The organism is Foetidibacter luteolus, assembly GCF_009650435.1.
Taxonomy (GTDB): domain Bacteria; phylum Bacteroidota; class Bacteroidia; order Chitinophagales; family Chitinophagaceae; genus Foetidibacter; species Foetidibacter luteolus.
Genome location: NZ_VVIP01000090.1, coordinates 25,411 through 39,534, shown reverse-complemented (window position 1 = coordinate 39,534; position 14,124 = coordinate 25,411). Strand labels below are relative to the sequence as shown.

At 44.4% G+C, this 14,124-nt stretch carries 15 protein-coding genes and 1 tRNA gene; 2 read left to right on the top strand and 14 right to left on the bottom strand.

Annotated elements, in window-relative coordinates; genetic code table 11:
- Nucleotides 1-150 precede the first annotated feature (150 nt).
- Nucleotides 151-2,424 (bottom strand): glycosyl hydrolase family 95 catalytic domain-containing protein, encoded by a 2,274-nt coding sequence (locus tag F0364_RS26795; RefSeq protein ID WP_153800895.1) that lies wholly within the window; start codon nt 2,422-2,424, stop codon nt 151-153.
- A gap of 343 nt (nt 2,425-2,767) precedes the next feature.
- Between F0364_RS26795 and F0364_RS26790 the strand changes: the two genes are divergently transcribed.
- Nucleotides 2,768-2,841 (top strand) — tRNA-Pro (locus F0364_RS26790).
- A 292-nt stretch (nt 2,842-3,133) separates the two neighbouring features.
- Nucleotides 3,134-4,408 carry a site-specific integrase gene (locus F0364_RS26785; protein WP_153800894.1) on the top strand — a complete coding sequence of 425 codons (1,275 nt, stop codon included), beginning with the start codon at nt 3,134-3,136 and terminating at the stop codon, nt 4,406-4,408.
- Nucleotides 4,409-4,429: 21 nt separating this feature from the next.
- Here F0364_RS26785 and F0364_RS26780 read toward each other — a convergent pair whose 3' ends face one another.
- From F0364_RS26780 to F0364_RS26720, 13 genes are all read right to left on the bottom strand, one after another.
- Nucleotides 4,430-5,038 (bottom strand): hypothetical protein, encoded by a 609-nt coding sequence (locus tag F0364_RS26780; RefSeq protein WP_207632899.1) that lies wholly within the window; start codon nt 5,036-5,038, stop codon nt 4,430-4,432.
- Nucleotides 5,039-5,127: 89 nt separating this feature from the next.
- Entirely contained in the window at nt 5,128-5,403 is a 276-nt protein-coding gene (locus tag F0364_RS26775) for a helix-turn-helix domain-containing protein (RefSeq protein WP_153800892.1), read from the bottom strand.
- A 108-nt stretch (nt 5,404-5,511) separates the two neighbouring features.
- The gene (locus F0364_RS26770; protein ID WP_153800891.1) at nt 5,512-5,862 is read right to left on the bottom strand and encodes a hypothetical protein; all 351 of its coding nucleotides are present in this window, start codon (nt 5,860-5,862) and stop codon (nt 5,512-5,514) included.
- Nucleotides 5,807-6,610 carry a hypothetical protein gene (locus tag F0364_RS26765; protein ID WP_153800890.1) on the bottom strand — a complete coding sequence of 268 codons (804 nt, stop codon included), beginning with the start codon at nt 6,608-6,610 and terminating at the stop codon, nt 5,807-5,809. Before F0364_RS26765 ends, F0364_RS26770 begins: the two co-directional genes overlap by 56 nt.
- 308 nt (nt 6,611-6,918) lie before the next feature.
- Entirely contained in the window at nt 6,919-7,224 is a 306-nt protein-coding gene (locus F0364_RS26760) for a hypothetical protein (protein WP_153800889.1), read from the bottom strand.
- Between the two features lies 1 nt (nt 7,225).
- Nucleotides 7,226-8,050, bottom strand: coding sequence for a conjugative transposon protein TraN (gene traN, locus F0364_RS26755; RefSeq protein ID WP_262885421.1), 825 nt, complete (start codon nt 8,048-8,050; stop codon nt 7,226-7,228).
- Between the two features lie 11 nt (nt 8,051-8,061).
- Nucleotides 8,062-9,294, bottom strand: a complete 1,233-nt coding sequence (gene traM, locus F0364_RS26750; protein ID WP_153800887.1) for a conjugative transposon protein TraM — start codon at nt 9,292-9,294, stop codon at nt 8,062-8,064.
- 409 nt (nt 9,295-9,703) lie between these two features.
- Complete coding sequence (traK, locus tag F0364_RS26745) at nt 9,704-10,321, bottom strand: conjugative transposon protein TraK (protein WP_153800886.1); 618 nt, start codon at nt 10,319-10,321, stop codon at nt 9,704-9,706.
- Nucleotides 10,322-10,334: 13 nt separating this feature from the next.
- Complete coding sequence (gene traJ, locus F0364_RS26740; RefSeq protein ID WP_235921314.1) at nt 10,335-11,663, bottom strand: conjugative transposon protein TraJ; 1,329 nt, start codon at nt 11,661-11,663, stop codon at nt 10,335-10,337.
- Nucleotides 11,664-11,710: 47 nt separating this feature from the next.
- Nucleotides 11,711-12,328: a TerB family tellurite resistance protein gene (locus F0364_RS26735; RefSeq protein WP_153800885.1), complete on the bottom strand. Its 618-nt coding sequence runs from the start codon at nt 12,326-12,328 to the stop codon at nt 11,711-11,713.
- Nucleotides 12,325-12,738, bottom strand: coding sequence for a hypothetical protein (locus F0364_RS26730; protein WP_153800884.1), 414 nt, complete (start codon nt 12,736-12,738; stop codon nt 12,325-12,327). Before F0364_RS26730 ends, F0364_RS26735 begins: the two co-directional genes overlap by 4 nt.
- On the bottom strand, nt 12,722-13,372 hold the full coding sequence (locus F0364_RS26725; RefSeq protein ID WP_153800883.1) for a hypothetical protein: 651 nt from the start codon (nt 13,370-13,372) through the stop codon (nt 12,722-12,724). The genes F0364_RS26730 and F0364_RS26725 overlap by 17 nt, the downstream gene beginning before the upstream one ends.
- A gap of 67 nt (nt 13,373-13,439) precedes the next feature.
- Entirely contained in the window at nt 13,440-14,111 is a 672-nt protein-coding gene (locus F0364_RS26720) for a conjugal transfer protein TraI (RefSeq protein ID WP_153800882.1), read from the bottom strand.
- Nucleotides 14,112-14,124: the final 13 nt, after the last annotated feature.

The following is a 14,124-nucleotide window of genomic DNA, read 5'->3' as shown; positions in this document are numbered from 1 at the left end:
CCTCAATTGTTGGTGATGCCGCGGGATGCTGAACAAGTTGCTGCATAAAGATTAGAACGTACAAGAGTGCGACGCAACGAAGCCTCATAATAGTTCCTGCTGCCGGGCCCATAAAATGCTTTCTGTGGCCTGCTATGCAGGCACAGGAACCTACTGCCGCTGCAAAACAATAACTGCACCTGGCTGACAGGTTAGTGTGATAAAGCCATCTTCAGCAGTGTTTGCTGTTACCTTATTTTGTTGTGTAACCGTATATTGTTGAAATGGCAGTTTTAGCTTTGTTGTACCAGCCTTCTCCGCAATAATTTTTACCTCTTTTATTTGCCCGTTTGTTTTTTTAGCGCTTACCAGTAAAGCACCTTCTGCACGCAACTGGTTGAAGGAAACGTCTTTCCATTCTACCGGTATGGCCGGCATTATTTCAATAAAGCCTGCATAGCTCTGCAACAACATTTCCTGCAGGCCCGCGGCAAAAGCAAAATTCCCTTCCAGTGTAAAAGGGCGGTATTGAAAGGAAGAATAGCCAGACTTTGTCTGGTCTCCATTCAGGTGGAAACTGTTGGGTGAACAAAACGCTTTGGCGAATACCTGCAACGCGGTTAAAGCGCCCCGGCCATCTTTTGCACGTGCCTTAAGGTTGGCCAGCCACGCATACGAATAACCGCACCATGCCGACGGGCCTATGCTGTCCAGCAGGCGGATGGTATTGCTGATGATGGCTTGTGCCTGGGGCCCATCCTCCCACTTGATAAGGCCCAGCGGATGTATGGCCATAGCATGTGAAAAGTGCCGGTGCGATTGGTTGTAAGGAAGGGTAGGGGCAAACATTAACTGCTGTTGCGGGGTAACAGCAAAATCTGCAAACTGGCTTTCTGTCTTTTTCCAGTGTGCCGCCTCTTTGTTAAGCCCCAGTTCAATGGCCAGTTCTGCCGCGGCGTTGAAAACAAATTTCATCAGGGCAAGGTCGTAGTTGGTATTTTGAGTAAACCAGGCCTGCAGTGAGTTGTTGTTTATTTCGGGGCTTGAGCTAATGGGCAGTTGCCTGTAGCCATCAGCATTAAGCCTGGTGATGTTTTCTATAAAGCTGGCGGTTTCTTTAATCCACGGGTATGCCCGTTGTTGCAGGAAGCCGCGGTTCATACTATAGCGCCACTGAAGGTAAAAATGTTGTGCCAGCCAGCACGAGACTGTTGGTGATAAGGAGTATTGTATCCATCCGCCCATCTCTGTTCCATCAAGGGTAGTTACGCCTGGCACAGCCAGGCCGTTAACGCCAAAATATAGTTTTGTATAGCGCTTGTAATTGGCTTTGTTGCCATCAAGATGGTCTAGGTAAGCCATGCCTTCATCCAGGTGGTTGGCGCTGTACGATGGCCAGTAGCTAAGCTGGGTGTTAAGGTCGTGGTGATAGTCTCCCTTCCATGGCGGTATGCGGCCATTGTCGGCAGTCCACACAGCCTGCAGCGATATGGGTGGCGCCCCTTTGCGGGATGCCGAGCCAAACTTGTATTGCTCCAGGTACCATTGCTTTTCTATCGTGTCGTTGGGCACATGAATGGCGGATTTAGACCAGAAATTCTTCCACCAACTGCTATGCGATGTGTATGCATTGTTATAGCCCGTTACCAGGCTTTTTTGGGTAACTGCTGAGGCTGTTGCGGAAGCCTTGCCTGCAACATGGGAAGATATGCTCCATGTACCTTCAATTGTATGGCCGTTGTTTTTCCAGCGTACACTAATTTCATAGCTAAAGCCACTCCAGCCCTGTTGCCTGTATGTAATGCTGTTGGTCTGTTTAGTTAGAGTTCCATTGCTGTAGCCGAGGCGGCTAAGGTCGTCGCCGCCAACAGGGTCGCCGCTAACTGTAACAGCACCCTGGTATTTTGGTGGTACCAGTTGGGGAAGAAAGTTGCCCGTTACATTTTCAAACCTGAACCAGCCCGCCGGCCGGGTAGCATGCACAAAACTGGTAAGCAGTATCCCGCTGCTCCATTTAACGCGGCATAAAGCTGTTGCCAGGTGCAGTTCGGCAAATTGTACCTGCCCCGGGTTTTGCAGGTTAAATTCAAGCGCACTGCCCGGTATTTTGGTGGGGGCAGGCTCCCTGTCGTAAGGTGCGTCAAGATACTCCTGCACAGGCTTGTATTCTTTTTTGGCCACCTGTTGCTGCACCCATTGATAGCTGAATTCTTTGCGGTGCAGGCCCTTCATGGGGCGTTGGTCCCAAAGGTCTGAGCGGTCTAATGAGAAACGCACCCGGCCATCCTTTTGCCAAATTAAAACACCCAGTGTGGCGTTGCCAAGCGGGATGGCTTCATCCCAAGATGAGGCCAGCGAATCAAAGCGAAGATTGTGTTCAGGCTGCTGCGCCTGCGCATGTAATGCGAGCAACGTAAGCAATACATGCAGTAATTGTTTTTTCATACGTTATCAGCGTAAAATTATGCTTGCGCATAATTGGATTATTATGGGCCCGGCGGCAGTAACGCTTATTGAGCATCGTTGCGTCGCACTCTTGTACTGGTACCGCTTTACGCAGCAAACAAAATAGCAGCCCCTTAAACCTGCCGGGCATTTCGTCATATACTCCTGCACCAGCCTTACTTTTTTCCAGGTTGCGTAATGTACTCAATAAACCGGCACGTTAGTTAAAATGTGGGGCAATACCATTGCTTTGTTTTATCGTTGCGTAGCGACGCAACTACCGGCAAAAGCGCTGTGGTATTTTTTTGTTATTGTGCCATGAAAAATTATTTTTGTCATCCTGCGGGATGTAGCGCAGCCCGGTAGCGCGTTTCGTTCGGGACGAAGAGGCCGCTGGTTCGAATCCAGTCATCCCGACTTTTTGACTGTTCAATTCGTATCATTCCCTGTAAATTTTATTGATTTACAGGGATTTTTCTTTTAAGCCTAATCAGTTTTTTGTAAAAAATGTCAATTCTCCGGTGAGTGATTCGGTGAGACGATTTAGGCATAGCCTTTGTTACTCACCTATGTCTCTCAATTTGTTGATATTCAATGAGGTACAGCAATTTATTTGCATGTTTTTGACAGGATTCGAAAGTGGATTCGAAGCAGCGGACACCAGAAAAGAGAAGGACGATAACAATTTCAAATCATTTTAAAAAAACTTATGCAAGCAGTACAAACATTTGCTATCAATTTCATTATCCGAAGGCACAAATCCAATAAAGCAAAGGCGGATATATATGCACGCATTACTGTTGACGGTCAAAGGAAAGAAATATCCACTAAAGAGCAGATTGATATTAAAGATTGGGATACAGCCAGAGAATGTGTTAAGGGTAAAACAATGGAAGTTAAGAAGATTAATGAGCATATTGACAGTATAAGATTTCGTATTAGGCAGAAATACCGCATTCTTGACGATGAAGGGTCGCTTATAACAGCGGAGACAGTGCGCGGGGCATATCTGAAAGTACAGGCTGAATTAAAGGGTCACAAGCTGATAGAGTTGCTTGATTATTATAAAAAAATATGGGAACCAAAGCTAAAAAAAGGGGGCTTTAAAAACTACAAAACCACCATTGAGTACATTAAACTATTCGCCGCCTTTCGCTTTCCTTCAGCGGACACACATTTATCTCAACTTGACAATCAATTCGCAACTGAACTTGAACACTATATCAGAACAACACCCATTAAAGAACATGATCCCTGTAATGGCAACGGCGTTGGCAAACACATCCAGCGTTTCAAACGGATACTTAATTGGGCGGTCGAACTAAAATGGATAAAAAATAATCCCTGTGGAGAATATAGCTGTCCGTTGAAAAAATCCAAAAGAAAAAAGCTTTCAATTCAGGAGCTTGTAGTATTGGAACAAAAGCAATTAGTCAGTCCTATGTTATGCTACGTTAAAGACCTTTTCTTGTATAGTTGTTACACAGGGCTGGCATTCGTGGACGCAATGGCCTTGTGCCATTCACATTTTGAAACAGAAACAGATGGAACTATTTGGTGTAAAATATATCGAACTAAATCTGATGAATTGTCTGCAGTACCATTAATGAAATCTGCTGCAAATATTATTGAAAAATACTCAGAAGAAGGGGAAGGATGGGCCAATAAACCTATATTTAAATCCATTACCAACCAATGCGTAAATGAGAAGCTTAAAATAATCCAGGAAATTTGCGGTATTCAAACCCCTTTAACGTTTCATGTAGCCAGGCATACTTTTGCAAAAACTGTAGCGTTAAAAAACGGCGTGCCATTGGAAACAGTTCAAATGATGATGGGCCATACCAAAATAAGTACAACACAAATTTATGCGGACGTGGATGAAGAAAAGATCATGAATGACATGCGTGGTATAGAAGATAAAATGCTGGCAAAGCGTAATTATTTGTCAAAGAAATCTACTTACGATACGACTGTCGGATAATGAGACCAAATATTTAATAAATTAAAAGCTGCTAAACTTATACAATAGCCTATTTGATAAACAAATAAATCGGCAAACAAAAAGGATAAAACTGTTAAGAACTTTCGCAAAAACATTATTAACTGCCATAGTATCCTGGCAATTTCTTCCGTGGTAGCTGTGCGAAGGCATGCGTGCATCATCCATAAGAATAGTACTGCTGCACGCTAAATTTGACTGGAGAATGTTATCATTAAAAATAAACTTATCTGTTCTCCTTGCAAAAAGTGGGGGCTTTGTTGTTACGATAAAATGATTATTGAGGATGCGGATATTGCTATGCACAAAATTGTCGGTAATGTCAGAGTGGCTTTCAGGCGCCATAGCAATGGTACAGTTGTTCTCACCCAAGGTTCTAGCCGCAGTTGATAAACCTGTTATTGGTGATAAGCACATCTTTTGCAGGGTCTGATTCATACCAAAAAGATGCATCATCGGCGATAATATTGCCTGCATGCCCAGCCTGCTGAAAGCATTATACTTAAAAGCTAAGAAACCTGGTTGTAGAAGATGCCAAAATGCTAATTGATGCAACCGTATGGCATAATCAGTTTGAAGCCGATATTGCCATGGATGAAAAGCATATTGCACTATAAATTACAAGAGCTGCGTTAATGAATATAAGCTGATAAAACTTAGCAATAATTACTTAATCTAACCGGCTTTCAAAATCTCGCCATTTAAAATGTAAAACCTTCATTCACTAATTTTCTTATATCTTCCTTACTATAATACACAGTACCTCCAATTTTTTTGGAGCGGATTTTTTTACTGATCCTTAAGGCATTTAGTTTGTTGATTGAGCAGCCTAGTAGCTTTCTGACATGTGCTGTTTTAAGTCCATATAATGACTCGTCAGTTACATGCTGTGATTTTTGTATCAGGTTCCTTATTTCTGTAATAAGTTCTACACGAAAGGCTGCTAAATCTTCTTTTGTAAGTATTTCCGCTCCCATTACCTCTATTTTAGAATCTTTAAAACCACTGGCGTAGCTCCCAGTCATCAAATCACAAATGTGGAAATATGGTCAAAACCTCCTGCAGGCGGCTATATTGAGACCTGCTTAGTCTAAATCATCAGTCAGATTAAAGAAGATAATACTCCCGCGCAATGGGTGGAAGGAGGGATAATAGGAAATATACCCAAACATGTTCAATTCATCCATCACCTTATGATAAGTAACCTTGGATCTTATCTTTGCCAGCAACATCACCTGTTTCCTGGTAATGGCGAACGGAACTCTGTAATAATTCCTGTGCCATAAATGAAGCAGTGCCGTATAGACGCAGATGTGCATGGCGCCTGCACGGTTATCCTGCTGCAGTCTTGCTAACTGATATAGTGGCCCGAGCTGCATATCACTGCTCCATTCCTTTATCCATTTGTCTGGGCCGGGTGTTTTCCTTTTTTTCAAAAAACTCTTTTACCACATCAGGCTTTGTTTCTTTTGCGGCATCTTTTTCTTTATCAAAGGTTTCCGTCTGCTGTTTTCCCGGGATAATACCTTTTAATGGTTCCGGTTCCTGCTTACTAACTAGTACAGACCGGTCTTTAGGACTTACATCAAGCAACACTCTTTGTTCCTGCCCATCTGTTACCAATGTAACATCTGTCAGGTTTCCTTTCTTTAATCCATTGATTAGATAGTTTGCAGACCTTTCATTTTCCAATTCTTTGATCGGTAATTTGCCGAGTTCTTTTTCCAGGTCAAATCCATAGCGCTCTCCATACTGTTTTTGCCCGAAGTTGCCGTATTTGTCTTTCGTCGATAGGTCCAGCTCCACCCATGCATTGTATTTCTGCCCATCCTTCTTGGTTAAGTCTTTGTTGACCGCACGACCCTCCAATAAATTATAGGCTTCCTTGTGGGTGATATTGTTGGTCTTATTGATGTAAAAAGTATTTTCCCTGATCGTGTCATTGTCAGGACCTTTCAGTGCCATATCATATTTATTGAAAAAATACCGCTCCGATTCCGCACCTTTCCTAAAATGCAAAGTGGCTTCTGAAACGGCCCTGCCGGAACCATAACTGCTGTACAATTTTAATTCGAATTCCGGGGCTCCTTTTTCCATTTCGCGTTTAAGTCCTGCGTCGAGGGTTTTGCCGAACCCGGTTTTTTCAAGTTGATTACTCAGGTATTCAAAATTTTTCTGTTCCATAACACTGCTTTTATCCTGTTCACAAATAATTTTTTCTAATTGACCCGATATTTTGGTAATGAGTTAATGGCTGCATGCCGTTCTGCCAGATGACTGTTCACAAGTAAACTATAGCGCTTAAAACCGGTCCGGGAAGCTTTTCAGTTCCGGCCTTGATGCTGATTGTGAGCCAGGATAACTGACATAACGGTTTCTCTCTTGGAATTGCTCTTCCAGGTCAGCGCGTACAACTTTTAAGATCTTATTTCTCTACATCTATATTTCAACTGAGTAAAACGCCGACGGTCTTGACGTAACTGCTCCGTTTATTACTGCTCAACATTTACAGGCTCACCTTTGAGGTGCACAAGGCTGCCAAGAACAGGATGAAAAGACTGGACATATTCGATATAACCAAAGGCGGCAAGTTCCTTCATGCAGCGGTTATAGATTGACGGCTGCGTTATCTTCACCAGTTCTGTTACCTCTTTGCGGGTAACAGAAATTGGGTTGATAAACTTATTGAGGTTCCATAGCTGGAACAAGGCCATATAAATGGTAATATGTTCACTGGTTATACGGCCGTCTTTCACCACAGAAACAAAGAACTTCGTCAGTTGCGCATTGTACAGCATCCTACAGTTTTTTAACTTTAAGCAATTGCCTGTTTGACAGCGACAGTTCAAGTAACCTGCCTCCATGTTGTTCCCTCACGTGGATGATAAGTCGTTTGGAAGAAGGGATGGTAAATGGCCTTAAAGCAAGGATAAACGGTTGGCTGGTTAATCCTTTTACCTGTGATAACGTATCATTAAACAGCGGTATCAGTTCTGTTTCCTGTAATGCCGTCCGCTTTGCCTTTTGCCTGTCCCGCAGGAATAGCCGCAGGGAAGAGGGGGTATAATCAATAAGCGACATGTTATGCAGTTCAAGAAGAAACCACATAACCTTGTTTTTAAGATACATACCTTTTAACTGAAACCGGATTCTTTGATTAACCGTGCTTTTATTTAAAAAGCCCTTGAGTGAACTGAGGCTGTCGGCAATCCAGTGGTAGCTCTGCTCATCCAGCAGTTGTCCGCTGATGTCAGCTTTTGGTGCCGGTGTAAAAGAAATCGTCAGGGGCTCAGGCTTTTGCGCATAATCAAGCATTATGGAATAAAATTTTCCGTCACAGGTAATGATGCTCAGATTAGTTGGCTCAAAATCTTTAACGGCAGCTTTTACTTGCAAGATATTTTCGACTCCCTTAGCCTTTTGTATTAATACATCCTTGCTGCCGCGGTCAACGCTTTTAATACCGCAGGGAAAAATAAGGCTGGTTGTTTTGTTTAAGCCGATAGACAGATGATATGGATGTATAAAGCCTGGGGAAAATTCCTGTGCAGATAATACCGGCGCAACGATAACAAACCAACAAGTCAGTAATACAATCACACTTTTCATACTCACGAGTTTTATCAGATAAATCTTTATTTTTTACCACTTTCCTTAAGCAGCACCCGGTAACCTGCCGGTACAGTGATCTTCACCTGCCTGAACTTTTTGCCAAACAGATTTTTAGCGGTTTCAATACCTGCACTGGCCGCCTGCGCACCAAGGGATGGATCCAGTGAGCCGATACTGACACCCTGGGCAGCCTGGGCCGCAGACTGCTTTGCTACATCCCTGGTTATTGCTCCTGGTACATAGATGCCCGCATTGCCGTCGAGGTCGTACAACTCCAATAATACAGGGAGGATATTGTTTTTGAGTTGCACCGAAGAAACTTTTACCTGCAGCCGCTCTCCTGAAAGTGTAACCCTGCCGTATACAAAAGATTCTTTGGGCACATTGATACCGCCAGCAGTGATTGCTGATAGCAGTCTCAGTTTGATCATGGCGCCGCTGACGAGTGTTTGTGTCTCTGCGGCCTCCGCTTCAACGGGACTCGATATTGTCGTGGCCAGATGAATTTCTTCTTCTAACGAGTAAAACCCATTTTCTGTCATACCGGAAGTGTCACGTACAGTTAGCGTGAGTGTATCTTGCTGGATAGCGGGCGATGTGTCATTAGCCGGAGCGGGATTTTGTATTGCCATAAGTTTTTCCAACAGGTTGTTTAACTGCACGACTTCCGGGTCTGCTGCCGTATCTTTTTGATTCATAAGCTGCATCATGTTTTCCAGGCGGTCAATATCTGCGCTGCGCATGCCTGCCATCTCCTCAATACCGGCTTTCCCGGTTTCTGACGGTGATGGATGGGACGGTGGTGGCTGACTTAATACCTTGTTCAACTCTTCCAGTTTTCGCAAGACTTTGGCTTCACTGTCATCCGGCAAAACAGCGGACGGCTCTTCCTTATGATCATACTCAGTCTGCCTGTACATATGCCTGCCCCGCTTGTCAATGGCCGCAGTATCAGCGATGCTGCCGAAAAAAGGCAGGAACCTGTTTTCGTTTTTTCTACGCTCCATCATTTTTGCAGAGTCACGGTCAGCCTGGGCATAAACTCCCATTTTATCTATGACAGATTGCTTAAGGGTCGGGCCGGGCAGATTTTTATTGAAACCCTTATTGTCAGCCTGGCTTTCATCAGCCGCATTTACTCTCCCGCCGCCGAGTGCCCAGAAGATCATGGTCAGAAAGGGCATCACTAAAAGTGGTAATACCACCATGAGTTTTCGTTGCTTTGAAAACTTCGCACTGTGTTCCTGTTGCTTCATATCCTTGATTTTTAAAGTAATTATTTTCGATAATATTTTTTTTCGATCCTTTCAAGTGAATCCATTAGCCCTGGCCTGGCCTGCATAAGGCTGTCATAAAAGCCTGTGCCCTCCGGCAACTGTTTTATCCTTTCAAGAAATTGCCTGGGCTGCAGGCACAGCGGCATCTTTTCCGGAGTGCTTTGCAATGACTTAGGTTTTTTGATGCGGCCTATTTTGAAAGCTTGTGGTGGACTATGCCAGGCACTGTAAATCACATAACCGCATGCTGAGCCAAAACCAAGGCAGAAAAGTAAGAATATCGTTATAAAGCTCTTCCTGCTTATCTTGCTGCTTTGCTTCTGTAACCAATCTGCACATTTTCTTTGCCGTAACCGGATTGATTCTCCAATTTTCATCCATACCTTCTTCATCGGCTATCTGTTTTTAAGTCCTTATTCTCCACAGTGATCCATTTTTCGATCAGGAACCCGTGCGGGTTGTTGTCACTTCGCGAGGTATTACGCAGGTAGCCTTCGGTGACGAGGCTTCGGGTAGTAGTATTGGTGGAGCGAACAATAGAAAGCACCCCGTAACACCTGAAGGAATATGGATGCCTGTCCATGGTGAGGCTGATGCTGTCAACTTTTAAATGCTGGCTGATATTCCCGGAAATGATGCCTGAGTAGTAGCCGCTCTCCCGGAGGTCCTGGTATTGTTTTTTGGCACTGCCGTCAGCCAGGTAGAGCGCTTTTGCGATATTGGTTTCAATAACTTTATTGTCCGGTTCGAGAGAAAAGAAAAGATGATGAAAAGTGCTGATATGATCCCTTGCCTCAACGGTTACATTGTCTTTTCTTTCCCCGGCAAGGGCTTCCAGTGCTTTGCCATCCGCAAGTACATAAACTTTATTTTCCGCCATGACAGCCAGCTGATAGCTCCTGAAAAAGACATATCCACACAGCAACAAACAGCCGATTGTGATCACGACCATCACCCTGCGTACTGATCGGTAAGCTTCCTCTATGCTTTTCATTTTTGTAAACATGTTTCTATTTGTTTTATGAAATTTTTCCTCCCGATAAATCTCCGCTTATTTTATTTTGCAGGAATTTAGAAGCCACTGCATAGCCACGGCCGAGTTGAGCACCCGCTCCGCTTCCCGATCCGCCTTGCTGGTAGCCATCGCGGATATTGCCTGGGGAGTTCCAGATATTCCTTGCTCCCTGGGCAAACCTGTCTGGGGCCACTGCCGCCACGGGCGCCAACATGTCAAGTCCTCCAACTCCCATTTTTCCAGCTATGCCCGCCGCGGTCATACCACCAGATACAGCCCCGGCGGCGCCGCCCATTGCCATCCCGGTAACTTTACCTGTAAGCGCACTGCCGCCCCCGGCATGCATGATATAGTTGGCGATGGATGGTACAGTGAAATATCCAACTATACCGATGATCATAAAAACCAGGTAGCCTGTGTCGGTAGATGAAAAAAAGGTGTCACCCTGGTCAGTTAGCTGTTGAAGATCCACTACCAGCATATTCTCCTGTATTTTGCCGATGATGGCTCCGAAGAGATTGGCGACGGGCAACCATAAAAACATATTGATATATCTTGCTATCCAGTGGCGGAGTGTATGATGAAAACCATCAAAGATGGATAGGCCAAAAACAATGGGGCCAAGCACAGCAAGCACGATCAGGTTAAAGGTTCGCAGGGTATTGATACACAGGGCGGCCGCCTGGAAGAGCAGCTGCAACACTTCGCTCATCCATTGCTTGATGGAATTACGGAAACTGTAACTGGCTTTTGCCATGGCAAAGCGTATATCATTACCAATGCCGTCCAGCAGTCCTTCACCCGACTGTTCGTCGGGGTGGGTGTACTTGTACCACCTATCCCGGTCACCCTCACCTGAAGGGCCAATGTACATCTGGTATGCATGGGTTGATTTGATGGCTTCTTCCTTTTGTTTGAGTAACGCCGTGATAGCAGCGTCGGAATCACCTACCATTACTTCCGTTGCGGTAACAGTAGGCTGCAACACCCCGTTGAGCATGTTGATGAAGAGCGGAAAAATGAGAATGATAAAACCCAGTACAAAGGGCCGGAAAAGAGGATAGAAATCTACTGGCTCAGCGTAGGCCAGGTGCTTCCAGACACGGGAAGCGATATAAAACAGCGCGGCGAATCCTGCGATACCTCTTCCTACGCCGATGAGCTGGCTGCAAAGCGGCATCATGTCAGCATAAAGTTCATCTAACACCTGATGCAGGCTTTTTATACTGCCAGCCACACCTCCGACATCCTGCTGCGCCCATATGCAATTTGGAATAATTACTCCTGCTGCCATCACCAAGACAGCCCTTATACACATTTTCATACACCACATTTTCAGATTCTTACAACAATGCCAATTGTCCACCCGCTTTGAGCTTGTCAGCGAGTGAGTGATCTCATCGCCTCAACATCCAAACCTTCCTTTATTCTTTGAACCTGCAACACACTATTTTGATTGTTGAAGAAGCGAAGAAAAAACAATCTGTCTTTCATTTCTGCATGGAGCCGGTCAATGGCTGCAAGCCTATCTTCGTCACTCATGCGTAGCCGGTTAGCCGTAACCACTGTGGTTAAGTCCCCGATACCTTCGAGCGATGCATCCACCAGATGACTATAGACTTTCAAAAGATATTCAAGTTCATCCGGGTTAAAAGCGCCGGAAGCCTTAAACCTGTTGAAAGCCTTCTTATATTGTTTAACCAGGCTGATTTCACCGGAAACGATTTCGGAGACTTTATAATATTTTTTGACGGCCGGGCTGACAGCCAACAGCCCATCCAGAAAAAGTTTGTGCAGCTGGAAATTCCCCTGGCTGAGATCACGGATGGCAGTATATCCTTTTGTAACAATGTCATAGCCCTTTTTCATGTCGGCAAGTATCTGCTTAAATTGAGCAAGCTTCTCCACATTCAGGATGAGTTGCTGTATTTCCTGGTCTTGCGATTTGGCCGTTGTCATGCTAAAAAATGACAGCAGGATGATTATCACTATTCTCATGGTGTTCTGTTTTTGCGCCGGCGGCGTATTTCAAACAGTTTCTCAACTTCGGCAATTTCTGATAACTTCTTTTTTCTGGCTTCAGAGAGTCTAGCAAATCCTTTTTCAAAATGCCTCGCAGTAGCCGCCTGGCGCTGCATGATTGCGTACATTTGCCGCAACGATTCTAATTTTTCGTTTTCAGGCTGCCGGGAAGTGATCAGTTCCTTTAATTTTTCCAGGCATTGATTGCCTTCCTTATTAATACCGTTTAACTTAGCTGCGATATATTCATTCTCCATGGCTGTATACAGGCCTTCTGCTTTTGACTTTTTACTTACACGGACGAATATCTCCATGTTGGCTGTGACAGCATCCAGGATGCCTGTAATCAGCGTACCTTTTTGACTAGCCCTATTCCGTATATCCATACCAGGATTTGATTTGCATTGTTGATAATGACAGTTTTTTCCTTTCGACGATGACCCTGCAGATATCTGCGGTAAAACGTTGGGCGAACAGGTATCTTTCCAACACATTGCTGTATAATTCATCTACCCGCCGGAACCTTTCATCGTCTTTCAGCTCAAGTCCGCCATCTGTGAGCAGAATGGATAAGCTGTTGAGATTTTCACTACATCCTTCCAGAAGACTGTTCCATACATCACTAACGTATTGCTGTTCGTGGTTCTGCATATACCCGCTGCTGCGTACTTGTTTCACAGCGTTGCGGCTGGTGGAAACGATATAGTAATGCATGGCTAATATGTCCGTAATCCTGGTGTAATGCCTGATACCCGGGCTTACATATTTTAAACGCGAAAAGAATATTGCATGCAATCCAAATTCACCGGCTTTGATCGTATTGATCAGGCCCAGCCCCTGCTTTGCGATATGGTATGTTTTTGTTAAGTAACCGGTATACACTTTTAACGCAGCGATTTGTTCCAGTAAATATTTTTTTTGTGTTTTCCGCTGCGAAAAAAATTCGGAGAAAGTCTGGGCCTTAAGGCGGTGATGGAAAAATAAAAGGAACATCATTGTGGGGATTATTATCAATTTCATAATCTTTATTTATTTGTATATAATTTCCATCAGGTACGAGTCTGGCTGCCACTGTTTTATAAATTGGTCAGGGGCTAAGGCCGTACATCTTCCTTATCATCATTATTTCTTCCTCATCTCCGGACCGCTGGAGGCTCAGTAATGCGTTTTGTGTATTGAATGCAGTGAGATCATCGTAATTCTCCTGTACCTCAGCGGCGACACGGTCAATGATCGTGATCCGTGCAGCATCGGTCATCTGTGTGGTAAAAGAATTCACGATGAGCAACAACTGATCTGCGTTTTGCAAAGTCTGGTCAATGATTCCTTTGTAGACTTTGGCCATGTAGTCTATTTCACCGTAAGTAAAATGATTGTCCTGCTTGAACATATCCCAAAAGCGTTGATAGGCTTTGATCAGTGCTGCCTGCTTGGAAGCAATTTCGCGGACTCTATGATAATGAGTGATGATGGATTTTACCTGCCATAGTTCATCATAAAAAGCTTGGTACATATCCCGCTGCTTTTGTACCCAACCGCCGATTTCTTTTAAGTGCAATTGGGACATGTTATTCTCAATTATTTTTTGAGCATTTTGAAGCCAGATCTGCTGGTTTTGCAGACGCTGAATCTTCAGGTCAATTGCTTTGACAATACGGGTTCCCAGACCTGCTACAGAACCAACGCCCGGTATATTTTGGGCATCCGCTTTGCAGAGTGTAGCGCAATATGCGGCCACTACTACAATAAGTTTTTTCATATAAAGCTTTTAT